The sequence below is a fragment of the Pantoea sp. X-Soil-TKNS-1211 genome (assembly GCF_059730495.1).
On sequence record NZ_AP035955.1, the window covers coordinates 266,208 to 280,532 of the forward strand.

General features: G+C 50.6%; 15 protein-coding genes. 7 read left to right on the plus strand and 8 right to left on the minus strand.

The window, feature by feature from the left end; translation table 11 throughout:
- Positions 1 to 2: 2 nt before the first annotated feature.
- The 6 genes from AC6I8W_RS24610 to sctC form a co-directional block, all read right to left on the minus strand.
- Entirely contained in the window at positions 3 to 1,031 is a 1,029-nt protein-coding gene (locus AC6I8W_RS24610; RefSeq protein ID WP_497838858.1) for a FliM/FliN family flagellar motor switch protein, read from the minus strand.
- Positions 1,015 to 2,022, minus strand: a complete 1,008-nt coding sequence (locus tag AC6I8W_RS24615) for a hypothetical protein (RefSeq protein ID WP_497838859.1) — start codon at positions 2,020 to 2,022, stop codon at positions 1,015 to 1,017. Before AC6I8W_RS24615 ends, AC6I8W_RS24610 begins: the two co-directional genes overlap by 17 nt.
- A 169-nt stretch (positions 2,023 to 2,191) precedes the next feature.
- Positions 2,192 to 4,264 carry an EscV/YscV/HrcV family type III secretion system export apparatus protein gene (locus AC6I8W_RS24620; RefSeq protein WP_497838860.1) on the minus strand — a complete coding sequence of 691 codons (2,073 nt, stop codon included), beginning with the start codon at positions 4,262 to 4,264 and terminating at the stop codon, positions 2,192 to 2,194.
- A complete protein-coding gene (locus AC6I8W_RS24625; protein ID WP_497838861.1) occupies positions 4,254 to 4,577 on the minus strand; it encodes a hypothetical protein in 324 nt (107 codons plus the stop codon). Before AC6I8W_RS24625 ends, AC6I8W_RS24620 begins: the two co-directional genes overlap by 11 nt.
- Positions 4,561 to 5,649, minus strand: coding sequence for an HrpJ domain-containing protein (locus AC6I8W_RS24630; protein WP_497838862.1), 1,089 nt, complete (start codon positions 5,647 to 5,649; stop codon positions 4,561 to 4,563). Before AC6I8W_RS24630 ends, AC6I8W_RS24625 begins: the two co-directional genes overlap by 17 nt.
- Entirely contained in the window at positions 5,646 to 7,307 is a 1,662-nt protein-coding gene (sctC, locus tag AC6I8W_RS24635) for a type III secretion system outer membrane ring subunit SctC (RefSeq protein WP_497838863.1), read from the minus strand. Before sctC ends, AC6I8W_RS24630 begins: the two co-directional genes overlap by 4 nt.
- A 603-nt stretch (positions 7,308 to 7,910) precedes the next feature.
- On the opposite strand from sctC, the gene AC6I8W_RS24640 reads away from it, so the two are divergent.
- From AC6I8W_RS24640 to AC6I8W_RS24670, 7 genes are all read left to right on the plus strand, one after another.
- Entirely contained in the window at positions 7,911 to 8,912 is a 1,002-nt protein-coding gene (locus AC6I8W_RS24640) for a PrgH/EprH family type III secretion apparatus protein (RefSeq protein ID WP_497838864.1), read from the plus strand.
- Between the two features lie 10 nt (positions 8,913 to 8,922).
- A complete protein-coding gene (locus AC6I8W_RS24645) occupies positions 8,923 to 9,204 on the plus strand; it encodes a hypothetical protein (protein WP_497838865.1) in 282 nt (93 codons plus the stop codon).
- A gap of 1 nt (position 9,205) precedes the next feature.
- Positions 9,206 to 9,496: a hypothetical protein gene (locus AC6I8W_RS24650; RefSeq protein ID WP_497838866.1), complete on the plus strand. Its 291-nt coding sequence runs from the start codon at positions 9,206 to 9,208 to the stop codon at positions 9,494 to 9,496.
- Positions 9,496 to 10,233, plus strand: a complete 738-nt coding sequence (sctJ, locus tag AC6I8W_RS24655; RefSeq protein ID WP_497838867.1) for a type III secretion system inner membrane ring lipoprotein SctJ — start codon at positions 9,496 to 9,498, stop codon at positions 10,231 to 10,233. Before AC6I8W_RS24650 ends, sctJ begins: the two co-directional genes overlap by 1 nt.
- Positions 10,214 to 10,768, plus strand: a complete 555-nt coding sequence (locus tag AC6I8W_RS24660) for a hypothetical protein (RefSeq protein ID WP_497838868.1) — start codon at positions 10,214 to 10,216, stop codon at positions 10,766 to 10,768. Before sctJ ends, AC6I8W_RS24660 begins: the two co-directional genes overlap by 20 nt.
- Positions 10,768 to 11,376 carry a hypothetical protein gene (locus AC6I8W_RS24665; protein ID WP_497838869.1) on the plus strand — a complete coding sequence of 203 codons (609 nt, stop codon included), beginning with the start codon at positions 10,768 to 10,770 and terminating at the stop codon, positions 11,374 to 11,376. The genes AC6I8W_RS24660 and AC6I8W_RS24665 overlap by 1 nt, the downstream gene beginning before the upstream one ends.
- 208 nt (positions 11,377 to 11,584) lie before the next feature.
- Positions 11,585 to 13,594: a hypothetical protein gene (locus AC6I8W_RS24670; protein WP_497838870.1), complete on the plus strand. Its 2,010-nt coding sequence runs from the start codon at positions 11,585 to 11,587 to the stop codon at positions 13,592 to 13,594.
- 101 nt (positions 13,595 to 13,695) lie between these two features.
- Here AC6I8W_RS24670 and AC6I8W_RS24675 read toward each other — a convergent pair whose 3' ends face one another.
- Complete coding sequence (locus AC6I8W_RS24675; RefSeq protein WP_497838871.1) at positions 13,696 to 13,881, minus strand: hypothetical protein; 186 nt, start codon at positions 13,879 to 13,881, stop codon at positions 13,696 to 13,698.
- A 62-nt stretch (positions 13,882 to 13,943) separates the two neighbouring features.
- Positions 13,944 to 14,123: a hypothetical protein gene (locus tag AC6I8W_RS24680; RefSeq protein WP_497838872.1), complete on the minus strand. Its 180-nt coding sequence runs from the start codon at positions 14,121 to 14,123 to the stop codon at positions 13,944 to 13,946.
- Positions 14,124 to 14,325: the final 202 nt, after the last annotated feature.

Genomic DNA, 14,325 nt, shown 5'->3' on the forward strand with positions numbered 1-14,325 from the left:
GTTCAGGGCTGTCCTGCAGCGCGAAAATAGATATGATTCAGGATCAGACCGAGCCGCCCATCAACTTCAACCAGTTCCCCTTTTGCCAGCGTCTGGTTGCCGAGACGCAGACGGCTCGCTTTCAGGCCACCGCTGCTCAAAGGGACAAAGTCTCCAGCCTGTAACGCCATTGCCTGTGAAAGCGGTACGCTGGCTTTACCGAGTGTCACCTCGAGCGTCATCTCAACGTCGCGCAATCCCAACTCAACGGCATCGGCTTCCTGGGCCGCTGAGCCAAATTCTTCATCGTCCTCATCATCGGCATCATATTCATCCTCGTCTTCATCATCAGCAATGTCCTCATCGTCATCCTCGAACATCCAGTCATCATCAGGGTCCATTCGTTCCATCACGATTCCTTCTTCATCAAATTTCCATTGGCCAAAAAAACTCCCGGTCAACGTCAGATACTGCTGACGACGGGTGAGCATCACCAGGTCACCTGTTGCCAACTGGCGTAACTGGCTGAGCGGCAGCAAAGTCCATCCCACCCGACATTGCAGTGGCAGATGCCACGCCGGAAAGTGATCCCTCACGCGTCGCGCCGGGAGTACAGGAAGGTCGATGCAAGGATCGTTATCCAGACAGAGCGCCACCGGCCCGAAGCTGGAAGAGACGCCATAGCACCAGTTGCGCAGGTTCACTGTAGCGATCTCCGCTTTAGTCATCAGGCGAATTTGTGATGCGCTCCAGACACCACCGGACAGTTCCAGTCCATGCATTTCCAGATGTTGCGTCAGCAACGCAAGTCGCAACTCGCTTTTCATCAATACAGAATCGGGCGGCGTTGCAGGTGCAAATACCCGTTCAGCCACACTTCTCACCGGCAGAAACACATACAAAGGGGCATCCCTGATTTCCACCCGCAGGATATCCCCCTCACCCTGCGGCATACTGCCGCGCGTACATCGTTGCCGATACAGCAGGTGATGCGTGGTTTTGGTCATCGCCGGAATGGCGGGTATGGTGGGCATCTTATTGATCACATTCATCCCACGTCTTGTCGGTTTCTTTCACCCGATCCTGGTTGCTGACACTGGAGAGATAATAGGGTTTGGCCTGCTTTATGCCGTATAGCGTCCAGCCGGCGTCAAATACCGTCAGTGATTGTTGGCCAATCAGCATATTATTAAGTCGGCTATCGGTACTGGCAGGGATAATCGCCTGCTCCGCCACCTGGAGTCTGGCTGATGCTTGATCATTTACGGCATAGCGCACCACCACCTGATCGGCTTGCAGGTCGAGGTCGATGGTTTTGCTGACCACCGTTGCGGAAACATCGTCTGGTACTGGTGAGGACAATACAGCAGCAGGCGGTGTGGTTTGTCGTGCGGCCTCCGCTTGGGTGATTGACTCCGCTGTTACTGGCTGCGAGTTCGGTTGTGCTCCAGCGGCGCGCGGCATTGCCAAGGGATCGGCAACTATCTTATCGACAGATTCATCTGCACCCTTGCGCCTGAGACGGAGATCGACGGTGGTTTCTGCGGCCAGGACCATCGGCGAATGGACGAATTCCGCCGGTGAGGCTGTCGATAGCGAATGGCCGTCGCGAGTTGGACTTGCCGTGTGCACTGCGACCTTTAATTCAGGTGAAATGTCGGTCTTTTGGGCTACCCGGTCCGGTAAGGTGGTTGCTGTCTGCTTACCATTATCAGAACGATGCACATCAGCTTGTGCATCAGACCGCACGGCAGTGTAATGTGATGCAGTTAACTGCATCATCACCTGTGATAATGCAGTTAACTGCATCATCACCTGTGATAATGCGGGTTGTGTAATATGTTGCAACGGTTGCGGTTGAGATTGCATAAACGCCACACCTTCAGGCTGAACCTTATGCCGTTTTTTACTGCGATCGGCTGCGTCTTGTTTATTTTGCACCAGGCGCTCGGCCAAACATTGGGCAAGATCACCAGTATCTTCCGCGCAGGCTACCGCACCCGAGTTACTGGTAATCGGGTTTGCGACGTTCTGAGTTGCCACTTATTTCTCCTTTTTACCCTGCGAAATCCAGGCTGCCATCGACACCGATAGCAGCCTGGTTTGGCAATATTGCGTTGGAGTACAGCGTGATAAATCACGCCGCTACAGAATGTGCCAAAAAGTCCCGACATTACGCGATGTATCGCGATTTTAATTACCGGATGACAACCTATACCGTGGCGACAATTTGTAGTTGGCTGTGGTCTGAAATTTCCTGCCAGGACAACACATCCAGATCGGTGAATTTGTTTTCCAGCAGCTTCTTCACAAAACGCCGAATATCCATGCTACACATAATGACCAGTTCATCTGCGGCAAACGCTGTTTCAGCGATAGCGTTGGAAAACAGCGAGAAAATCTCATCCATTTGTCCCGGTTCCATATTGATAGAGCTGCCGGAACCGCTGGTCTTGATATTGCTACGAATTTCCTCTTCCACACCCTGGGTCATCATCACGCAACGAATAAAACCACGACTCTGATATTTATTAGAGATATAACGCGCCAGACGACCGCGCACCAGTTCTGTTAATGCCAGATTATCTTTCTCTTTACCTGCATGTTGAGCGATCGTCTCAAGAATTATCTTATTATTCCTGAGGGAGATTCCTTCACTGATTAAACGTTGAAAAATTTCTGAAACTCTCTGAACAGTGGCATTGCGATAGACTTCTTTCATTAATTCCGGTGATTTGCTGTCAATTTTGTCCAACATCTCTTTGGTGTCCTGAATACCGAAATATTCATTAACCAGACGGCTCAGGGACCGCGACATCAAACGGTAAATTTCCTCTCGGGCGCTACGGCTCTGCATATTAAGCGGCCTTAACTGGCCAGCGTAATGTTCGTCACACCAATATTGTGGCGGGGTTCGCTCCAGACGCGTAACGGGAATATGTAATGATTCCAGTATCGCTAATTGGTCGACCGCCAAAATACGACGCTGGCCTGGCAATACCTCAATCTGGTCAACGTCGATTTCGTGGATCAATAATTTCACAACTCCTTCAGGAATTCCCTCTTTCGCCAGCAGCTCAGTTCGTGGTAAGGGGATGCCATATTCCAGAAAGAACGATTGTTGAAACCATGCCATATCATCAGACTGATCGAGCCAATGATGCGTTTGCGGTGCCATCACCAGCATCACCGGAATGGTTTCAGGAAACACCTGCCCATCCGTTTGCTCTTCACTTTTCGCCGCAGCTTCCTCAGCCGCTTTAATCTCTTCGGCGGTGCGCATCAAACCGATACGCTGGAGCGAGGCCACCAGATGTGCCTTAAATTTACCGTCACGTTTGATCACCACCACTATCCCCAACATCGCCGCCAGCGAGCCGAAGACCATCAATGGGAAACCTGGTAACAGACCAACAATCAGCACCATCACCGCAGCGCCACCCAATACGAAGGGATTGCTGAAAAGTTGCAGGACTATGCTGGCGCCGAGGTTCTTGTTGTCATCGTTAACGCGCGTGACAACAAATCCAGCACCAATCGAGATCAGCAGGGCCGGGATCTGCGCCACCAATCCGTCCCCGATGGTCAGCATGGTGTAGATATCCAGCGCGTCGGAGAAACTCATGCCATAGGAGTGCTGCGCAATTAAAATGCCGCCAATAAAGTTAACCAGGATGATCAATAAACCGGCAATGGCGTCGCCTTTAACGAAACGCATTGCGCCATCCATGGAACCGAATAATTGGCTCTCCTGTTCGAGGCGTTTACGTTTCGCCGTCGCCTGTTCAGCCGTCAAACTGTTGGCCTTCAGATCACCATCGATACTCATCTGTTTACCTGGCATACCGTCCAGCGAGAAACGCGCACAGACTTCCGCCACGCGTTCGGATCCTTTGGTAATCACGATAAATTGCACGATGGTGACAATGAAGAAAATCACCACACCCACCGCCAGACTGCCGCCAATCACGAACTGACCAAAGGTGGAGACCACCTCACCGGCATAGCCATCCAGTAAAATGAGTCGGCTGGTACTGATGGAGAGTGCCAGCCGGAACAGCGTGCTGATCAGCAATACCGCCGGAAAGGTGGAAAATTGGATCAGATCATTGACATAGAGCGAGCTGAGAAAAATCACCAGTGCAAGGGCGATATTCAGGCCAATCAGAAAATCAATCAGGCGCGGCGGCAACGGAATGATCAGCATGGCAATCACCGTGCCAATCAGAATGACGATGGCCAGTTCAGGTTTAATCAACGCAGACAGGCCCAGTTTACTCAGCATGCAGCCACTCCCTCAGCTGTGCGGTAACCGCGTGAAGATCGTGCAATATTTGGCTGGTCAGTTCCTCATAAGCCCGATGCAGATAACATTTTTCCCTTAGCAATAGCAGCAGATAGCCCGGATAGTCGCGCTCAACCCGGCTAATGAGCGCGGCAGAGAACGGCACCTCTGCCAACAATAGCAATACCTCACAACCACGTTGCCGACGATGGAGATAGACGGTACGGCCGCCTATATCGAGTTCGATACCCGCGCCAGGGGCCAGTTCTTGCCACGATCCTAACAATGCGTTCTCTTCAGCATCCCACATCATGTTGTCCTGTCCCTTGTGCCTGCCAACGCTCGCTCAGTTCCTGAACGACTTTTGCATCCAGCCGCGCCCGATCGTTCTGTTCTTTGAAGAACAGGTCGGGCAACTCCACCAACGCGGCACGCAACTCACGTAAAAAGCGCGTTTGCCGGGCATGACCACTCAACATTTCGTGACACTGTAACTCTCGCCATCGCGGTAAAAACGTCACGGGCTGTGTAAGGATAGTGCGAAGAAAGTGGACAACCGGGCCAGCAAGAGGGGATTCGGGCTGTTCAGTGCCCGGTTGCCCGATCGGGGACAACCCGCAGACGCGTTGTAGCAGGGTAGAGAAACGTGACATAGCGAAAATTTTGTTTTGCAGCGCGCTGAGACGCGCGGGTTGTGTACTGGGCCGTAACGCATTGATATCGTGACGTAATGCCCGCGATATATAGTGAAACAAGGAGCCAAGGCTGGTGAGTTCGGCCTCATCCGTCATGGCCCAGAAGAAGCCATCTTCGTCATCTTCCTCCCAGCTGAGCCATACCCGATACCAGCGACGCAGTTGTTGGGGGGTAAAACGCGTCATTCTGGCATATTGCTGCGTGAGGGCGTGGGTATTTGCCCCGGCCCACATCGCCTGGCGCTCCTCTTCACTCGCTTCAGCTTCCAGTAGATCCAGGGTTTCCTGCAATAACAGCTTATCCAGCAACCAGTTACTGGCGTTCGCGATCAAGGCTTTTAAAATCAACAGAATATCTGTGGCATCGCTAAAGCGCTGACGCAGCATCAGCAGCAGCTCACTGGCACGGACGACCGGTTGAATATCCGGCACCAGTGAAGATGCGTCGCTCTCAATATCCAGTTCCACTTTGCTGTTAATTTTCTCGGCAGAGCTGGCTTTCAACACGGCTGACTGGCCGAACATTGGGCGCATCAAACCCAAATCGTCAGACATGCCAATTTGTTCCATCAAATTCGGGAACGCCGAAATCTCCACGATTTTCTCTGGCGCATCCCTACGACTTGCCGCCCGATCGCTGCTTACCTCACGGGAGCCATACAGGGCGCTAATCGGGCTGGTCATATTCATGGCAGACTCCGGTTAGTTTCCTGGCGTGTGCGCTGTAGCCACTCCTCCAGACGGGTAACCGAGCTGTCCGGTTCGCTGAGGATGCGTGGTTCAATCAGAAATAACCGCACGACATTGGTGCTACGCGGTTCCTGATAACGGAACAGTCCACCAATGAGCGGGATACGGCTCAACAAAGGAATGCTGTTACGATCATCCACCCGCTCGCTACGGGTATAACCGCCAATCAACAGACTGTCGCCAGATGGCACACGCGCCACGGTTTCAATGCGCGTCTGGCTGACTTGCTGATTATTCACATTGGTGGCGGCGTCACTGCTGCCGTCCTCCACCGTCAACTGCATTTCCACCCGCGCCAGTTGACCAGGCGTGGTGATGATGCGCGGGGTGACGGATATCAGTGTGCCGTAGGTGATGGTTTTCAGGTCGACGAAACGTTCCGCTTCCAGCTTGATGTAGAATGAATGGCTGTTGTCAAAATAGGCGGTGACGTTATCCTGCGTCAGCACCATCGGACGTGAAATAATGCGCGCCTGCGACTTCTCGGTCAGTGCGTGGATCCGTGCCAGAATCGCGCTGGTTTGCACCAGGGTTTGCGCGGCACCCATCGGGTTGATCTGCCCCGTCAGGCTGCCATCGGTAAAGCTGCCCGACCACTGAATCCCCAACCGCTCAACTTCGCTCTCTTTGACATCAATAATTTGCAGTCCCAGTTGCACCTGCTGGCGGGGATGGTCGAGCTGACGAATGAGGTAACGGGCATCGCGGATTTGGCCGGGGTCGCCGCGCAAAATAACGCTGTTGCTGTCGTTGTCGCCGAGAATCCACAATTGCTGCCCGGATGGCTGCGCGGCGGTTAATGCGACCGTTTCCCCTTCAGCGGCAGGTGTTACCTCCTCCAGAATCGGCGGCGGCAAAGTAGCAGGTGGAACGGGATCACGGCTGCCAGTGAGCGTCAGGCGATCTGCACCTGCCCATAACGCACGCAACGTATCAATTAAACCGGGTTCCGTGACCTTCTCGCCACGCAGGGTCAGTGTGCGGGCAAATATCGGGCGATAACGCACCCGCACCACCGCGACGGTGGCAGTGATACCCCGCCGATCTTCCTGCGCCAGCTGTTGTTGTTTATCCAGCAATGCCGCCGTCTGCGTCACCAACTGGACGTATTTTGGCGGACCGGCAAGATAAAACGAATGGGCGTCTGGACGTGCTTTTAACGGATAGTGTTCATCATATAACCCGGCGTCCCGTAGCGCGCCCGTCAGCCCTTCTACGCTAAGGAACTCCAGGCGCACCAGAGCACTGGTGAGTTCATCCTGACGATAGACGTAGATCGCCAGACCATCGAAATACCAAATCAACCCCATATCATGGCAGAAAGCTTTCAGCGCGAGCATCGGGTCGGTCAGGTCAAACTGGCCAGAAACCTCAAGTTTTTTACTGGCTGTACTGAGGATAACCGGACGTTCCATCAAGGCTGACAGTGCCTGGAAGTAGACTGTCGCTGGCTGTTTCTGTAACGTCAGAACCGCCGGCTCCCTGGCCGGTGCAGAGAAAGCGATAAATAACAGCATGATGCTGACAGCAAGCAGGGGAAATCCCGCCAATGCCCGGTTGAGAGTTACTGTCCATTGTTGTCGCCACTCGTTACTCACCCGGCATCCTCTTCCATGATCAAATCCCCTGACATTTGTTGTGCCAGCCACTGTAATAACGCCTGACATTTGGCACCCTGTTCTTCTGGTTCGATGACGTCTAACACTATGCGGCAGCTGCTTTCGTCCGGGAGCATATTAATGCTAATAGTTACGTGTTCACGTAATATCAATACCGCCACGGACAACAAACTATAGTGATATGAAAATAATTCATCCACAGTCAATCTGGCATATAAGATCATCCAGCCCTTCCCAGCTAATTATTTTCGACACAAGAACATAACTTAATATTACCGATAAGCATCCAATAAAACCATGCAGATACGTTTGATAATCTTCTGAAAAGGATGATTTAAATCTGATAAATACTTTACCTAACATGTGAAAACAGGAAATAAAATACATAAAAAACATGACTTAACAAAGAAATGCAATCAAAAGGCGTATTCCAATTACTATTTTATGGCTTTCATAATTGGCATATATCCATAAAATACCAGAAATCAATTTCATTCTTCCACGGTGTGGAGACGTATTGTTAACCTTGGGTTTATCATGTTTTCACTAAAAATTCTAAATGGTCCGCTAAGTGGTTTTGACATGATGTTAAACAGTGGATTATGGCATCTCTATCTTTACAACCAGAATAATGAGCCTGAACAAATACGCGTAGCGAATAATGTCAAAGTCGCCGGTGAGAATGTTATTTTCATTCCGGTTTACGGTGATGAACATGCACGACATATGCAGCTGGAACTCGGTGAATCCATCCAGGAATGCCGGTATGGCTGGCAGGACGAGCCCACATCGTTTCAGCTACTCAGACCGCAACAAAAAACCGATTTTGGTGGCCTCAGTTTTGCCCTGAAACCCCAACAGGAAAACTGGTCACTGAGCAGTGAACCTCTCTCCGGACCGGCAGCCTGCCCGGAAGAAAGACCGGTGAAGAACGCCGCTCGCTACGGTGCCGTCTCGCCATTAAAGTTTGTTCTGCTGATTGGCATTCTGCTGATCTGCGCCTTATCCGCGGTTTTTTATTACGTGATTCCATCAACCCCTGAGGAAAAAACCACCCAGGCCAGCAGCAGTTTCCAGCTCACGCCGAAGGTGCGCAAGGTGATTCAGCGACGGCTTTCTGAGGCCGGTATTCTGTGGCTCACACTTAGCCAGAACGAGCAAAACAAAGTGGTACTGCGCTTGCTGACCGATGGGCAAAAAGATGCCGTACAACGCGCAACTCAGCTGCTCCAGCAAACCTGGCCGCAGATGGGTACGGTGATTATCCATCCGCATTCGGTGCAGGAAATGCAGCATGAACTGCAACTGCTTTTTGCGCAGACGGGGATCCAGTATTACCAGGAAACCACCGCTGAAGGGATCTATGTGGCGGTACGTCAGGCACTGGCCCCGGAAGCGCTCGATTATCTTAACAAGCGTCTTAGCACGTTCTACCAGCGCTGGGGCAAACAGCGCGTCCATGTTTCCATCCAACTACCCGATACCAGCAACGCGCCACGCGCCGTGTTGCAGCGCGGTCAGGATGATCTTATCTGGGATCGGAAAAACCACATCTTCCGTCCTGTTTTAAAACAACCACTCTAAGGAAAATGTCATGGCTCAAGGTAATAGCGCAATCTTCGCTGATAGTACGGATAAGACACCGCTCTCCGGCAATTTTTTGGATCTTTATAAAGCATTTGAAACTCAACTTGACACGGCCCATAAAGCGCTCCAAACGGCCACAGCCGATTGGGAAGAAACACCGACCGATCCGAAACTGACGCTGAAAATGCAGGCTGCCCAGGGGGACGTCGGCAATCTCAGTCGTGGGGTTGGCAGTTTGGTCAGTGCGCTGGTCGCCCTACAAAGCGAAATCACCCAGAAGATTAAATAATATGGCGCAAATTCACCTTTTCGCTCTACCGGAAGTGGCAGGGGCGCTTAATCACGATGTCGAAGTGTCATTGGACCAACGAATGATCGCCGCGATGAGCCAGATGATTACGGACAATCAACAATTGCGCGCGGCGGGCACCGAGGCGATGGATAACGCAGTGACCAACAATTCGCCTGGCGAGATGCTGAAATCCCTTGCCCTGCTGGGCGATCATAAAATTCACACCGAAACGCTACTGGCCTTTGCCCGCGAAGTGAATCGAGGGATTGAAACGCTGGTTAAAGCCTGATGAAGCTGCTTGCTACGGGAAAGATCTGTCTGCTGGCATTGCTGATGCTGCTGCTCAGCGGTTGCCGTGAAGAAGCATTGACGGGATTGAGTGAGCGCCAGGCGAATGAGGTGATTGCGTTACTGGATCGCTACCAAATCCCGGCGACCAAGGTGCATGGTGAGAAGAAAATGTTTAATGTGCTGGTCGATCAACAGCATATGAAACAGGCCATCTCACTTATCGCTGACTATCGTCTGCCTTCACATGATGACGTTGAGATCGATCGCTTCTTCCCCACCGATGCATTGGTCGCTTCGCCACGTGCCGAGAAAGCGCGGCTGATCTCTGCGATTGAGCAAAAATTGCAACAATCACTGCTCAGACTGGATGAGGCGGTGGAGGTGCGGGTGCATATTACCTATCCGCTGGAGGATGAAACCCGTCTGGCCCATCCGCCGGATAAGCGTATTTCGGTACTGATGCTTCATCGTCCGTTGGATGACGCCACCATCTTCGCCAATAAAATCCGTTTATTTATTCTGAACAGCTTTCCTGACGTCAAGCTGGAGGATATTACCGTGGTGCTGTTCGCCAAACAGGAGCCATCACCTTCTCCTGCTCGTCCGCCAGAACCGTCCGCAGCCAGTCCGATCACGATGTTTGGTTTAGGCGTGGGGTTAATGGTGGTATTGCTGATTATCGCAGGTATCTGGCTACACAAATGGAGGGCCTCCCGTGCAAACGGTCATCCATAAGCAGTTATGTCAGTTGGCTGATATCAGCAGTTGGTTGCACCCACAGCGCCGCCCACAGGAATACACCGGGCTGAACCGGAGGCAACAAAACCGACTGCTGATCATGTACCATCACCTTCGGTTACCTCACCCCGAGACGCTCGCCAGCATCCCCGGCAGCGAAGTTATCGCCTGCTGGGGACAGCTACCTCGGCTAAGTCTGTTGGCGGGCAGCCTCGGTCTGATCGGCGTAGTACATTCCCAGCGTTTACAGTTGTTGTATCAGGCCGCTGACCTCGGTTTTATCACCGCCCTGTCGCAACAATGTTTTCCCATTCCGTCCAAACAGGACGGGGCGCAGGTGAATGAAGCATCATTGTGTGAACGTGGTTGGCTGGCGATGTGTCAGGCATTTAATCTGCCAGTCGAGGTGATGCAGGCAGGCAGGCTTGCGTTGCCCCCCTTATCCTCTGCCGAGCTAGTGCCACTGGATGTTTCGCTGCGGGTGTGCCTGACGTTGAACAAGATCCTGAATTACATCGAAGGAACAAAGTGATGAGCAGCATTGACGTGTTTTCGGCTTATGCCCAGCGTTCGACCATGGCGGTTTCCTCGCACTCGCTGGATGCCATGATGATACAAAGTCTGTCGTCACAACCTGCCGGACAGGTCTTTCAGGAAAATGCAGAGACGCCGACACCCAGCGTCAATGCCAAAGAAAAATTTTTACAGCGCTATGCGCAGGCGATCGCCGCCGGACAGTTTATCCTTGCTTACGACAGCGACCCGCAAAAGATGTGTAAGCAATTCGCCAAGGATCTGGCCCTGCTCTACAAACTGATGCTACCGGCGGAGGAGGATCAAGCCGTTTTACAGCCCCCATCGATGTCGGAGATGGAAAAGTGGTTGATTGCATTGGTGCCGACACCGAGCAAAGAGGAACCTGCCGAGGACGCGTCTCCGGCCGACGAAAAACACTTCTTATCGCTGGCATTCAACAATTTCCAATTGATGTACAAAAAGAACTGGCAAAATCTTTTCGATAAAGTCAAGGATGAGTTGGGCAAACCCCTGGTGGTAGATTGGGAGCAGGGCCTGGCGCAACCCAACTGGCCGTACAGCGATGTCGACTATACGCCGACGGCGACCGGTGCCAAAAGCTGAGGGTTCCTGACTGCTTGATACTGGCTGAAAAACAACTATCCCCTCAGATTGCAATAAGAAAAGTTAAAACTTATTCACCCTGAATATTATTATCATCAGAACACTCTCAACATTATTCCGTATAACTCACAACATTCACGGAAAAATTGTTTTTGCGTTATCCAATAAGGAGAAATAATAACTAAAACCACTACAGAGGTTAGTTCAGATGTTTACTTTATTATCTCCCCTTTGCCGAATAAAAATGCTTCCACACGTTATGCTGACATCTGGGATTTTTCTCAGCGGGCTCAGCACCAGCCATGCAGAGCTTTTCCCGGTGGAAAGCTACCCATTGCCAGGTAAAAGTGCCACCTTGTATCAGGTTGATGATCAATCAATTTATGCTGTTTATCATAAAATCACGGAGTGCCCTGACTCGGCCGAGGCGTGTTCAAGTTATGCTGTCATTGATAATCAGTCAATAAAGCAATCTGAACATTGGCTTGCTGATGATCTCAATATCCCCAACCGATGGTATAGCGGATTCCGCTCTGTCACTGGCGGACCGCAAAATGAGTTATACATTGCCAGCTCTCATCGCTTATACAAGCTTAACGCGGATCCAGGAAAAGAAATCACCACTATTTTTACCTTGCCAGACAAAATTGGTATTGCTGATCACATCCCTCGAAAAATCATCACATATTCATTTAATGAAGATTTCACTCAATTATATACCGGCATCGCTCTGAGCAACAGTAATTATAATTCCGTTGCGGCCTGGACACTTGATAATCAAAACGGCGCAACACATCCTGACTATCTTTGGAACAAAAACCAAGGCAATGCCGAAGAAAACGCGATTTACAACCCGCATAATCAGCAATTACTCTATCAGAGTAAATCAGCAAATTATGGAGGGTATGGCATATCTGCTATTGATGGTAGTTATCAATTCAGTTCCGGGCCATGGTTTAGCAGTGGAGCTGTTGTCATTGATGAACATAATATGCTTTATGGGCTAAATAACTACCAATGCAAAGTCAATAAGATCAGGCAGAATGGCACGACCAGCCCACTGCCAGGGTGGGTAGTGACCGCAGACGGTTGCATAGACGACTATACGCCTAATAGTTTTCACACCCACATTATGTTGGGTACTGAGGACAGCAACTTAGTTTATGCCAGTTATCCCAACGCGATTTATGCCATGAACCGCGATACAGGTGCGAAGATATTTACCGTTCCAGCACCTGAAGGCACAGAGTTTATTCACCAGACCACTTTTGATTCCCGTACCGGATGGGGTTATCGCAGCTTCACCGGTGAGAATGGCAGCGGTGTGCTGGCCTTCTCACCCGACGGCCAGAGTAGCAACATCATTTTGCGCCGCTGGGCTATTAGTAGCGCGCCAATGATTCAGGGTAATTCGCTTTACGTCGCCGCGGATAATATCATCTATCGTTATGCGCTGGACGGCCAGCAGATTGCCGGCTGGGAACAGATTAAGCAGATCAATCAGGACGTGCTGCAAGAGAATAAAGATGACAAATTCGTCGTCTTAATCTGGAGTGTTAAAGAAAACGGCATTGAGATCGAGCGCAATTCAATCCAACTGGATCCGCGAGATTCTCTTGACGGCAAGATTTCGCCTTACCAGTGGCCTTTGCAGCTGGCAACCGCCATTAACGAACGCTCCCTGTACCTGAAAGCCGGGGAGCAGCAAGAAGAAAAATTCACACCGGTCGCCAGTGGTTATCGCAATTTTATCTTCCGCCCGCAGGGCAGCGCGATAAGTGTCGACTTCGAGGTCGCATTTCACGATTTGGCTAATTGTGCCAATGGATGCAATAACGGCGTTCGTCAACATTGGCTCATCAACCCTACCGGTAGTTATATTTGCTCCTTCAACGACCTTGCGCCGCATACAGAAATAAAAGTCACAGCCATACCATCATCTGGCTCTGCTGAAACCAGAGTTTTCCAGGCACAAGAAAATGGTGGCCGTTATAGTTGGCCTAAATTCCTGAGCGATTTTATTAATCAAACTTTTGGTCATTATTATATTCGTGCAGGTGAAAAAATGGATGCTAACTTTAATGTTAATATGAGGACGGTCTATAGCGGTTATCGCAACCGTTTATGGCTGGCAAGCAATCACCGCATTGCTATCGAACTGCCAGAGGGGGTGGGCAAAGTTGCGGATGATTGCGATGAGCCTTCTATGGCCAAGTGATGTAAATTAATATAATACGCATACCATTAATAAATCCCCTATTCACTTGTGTGAAGTGAATAGGGGCAGATAATACCCCAACATCCTTCCATCAAAAGAAACTACTTGTCACTTTCCGCTAAATCATCCTCACTCACTTCTGTTAGCGCGATTATCGTTTCCTTATCATACCCTCTGCTCTTCATTGCCTTAGCAATGTCTACCCTGGTCTGGCGCACCCCTTTATAAAAACCTAATTCTTCCAGTTGCTCTGCAATAGTATGCGCAATCTTTTCTAAACTAGACACCCACTTTCTCCCATAGGGTTATTACTGGTCATTGGTTATAACAGCGGAAACATAACAATCCGCTAAAATTTAAGACCACCACCATGTTGTCGCTGATATTTCGGCTTGATAACGTTGAGCGACGCCCGTACGTTAGTAATATACTTAACAAACTGACTCACTTCATTTCTTGATATTTCTCGCCCCAAGGTTGCAGCGCTGGAGTCTGGGCCAGAACCCACGTAAGCACTGGTGATCATCATTGCCTTCCCCTCTGAAATACGACCATCAATCTGAAATCAGACTCTTATCATTGACTTCAATTCCACGCTTGTCGAGCGGGATTCAGGAATTTTTCATGGCAGTTTTGTCGTAATTCAACCAGGCTAGTCAACAGATTCGGTAACAAATCGTCTGAAAACGCCGCAAATGACTGAATCGTCGAATTAACCGTTTACCCCTTAA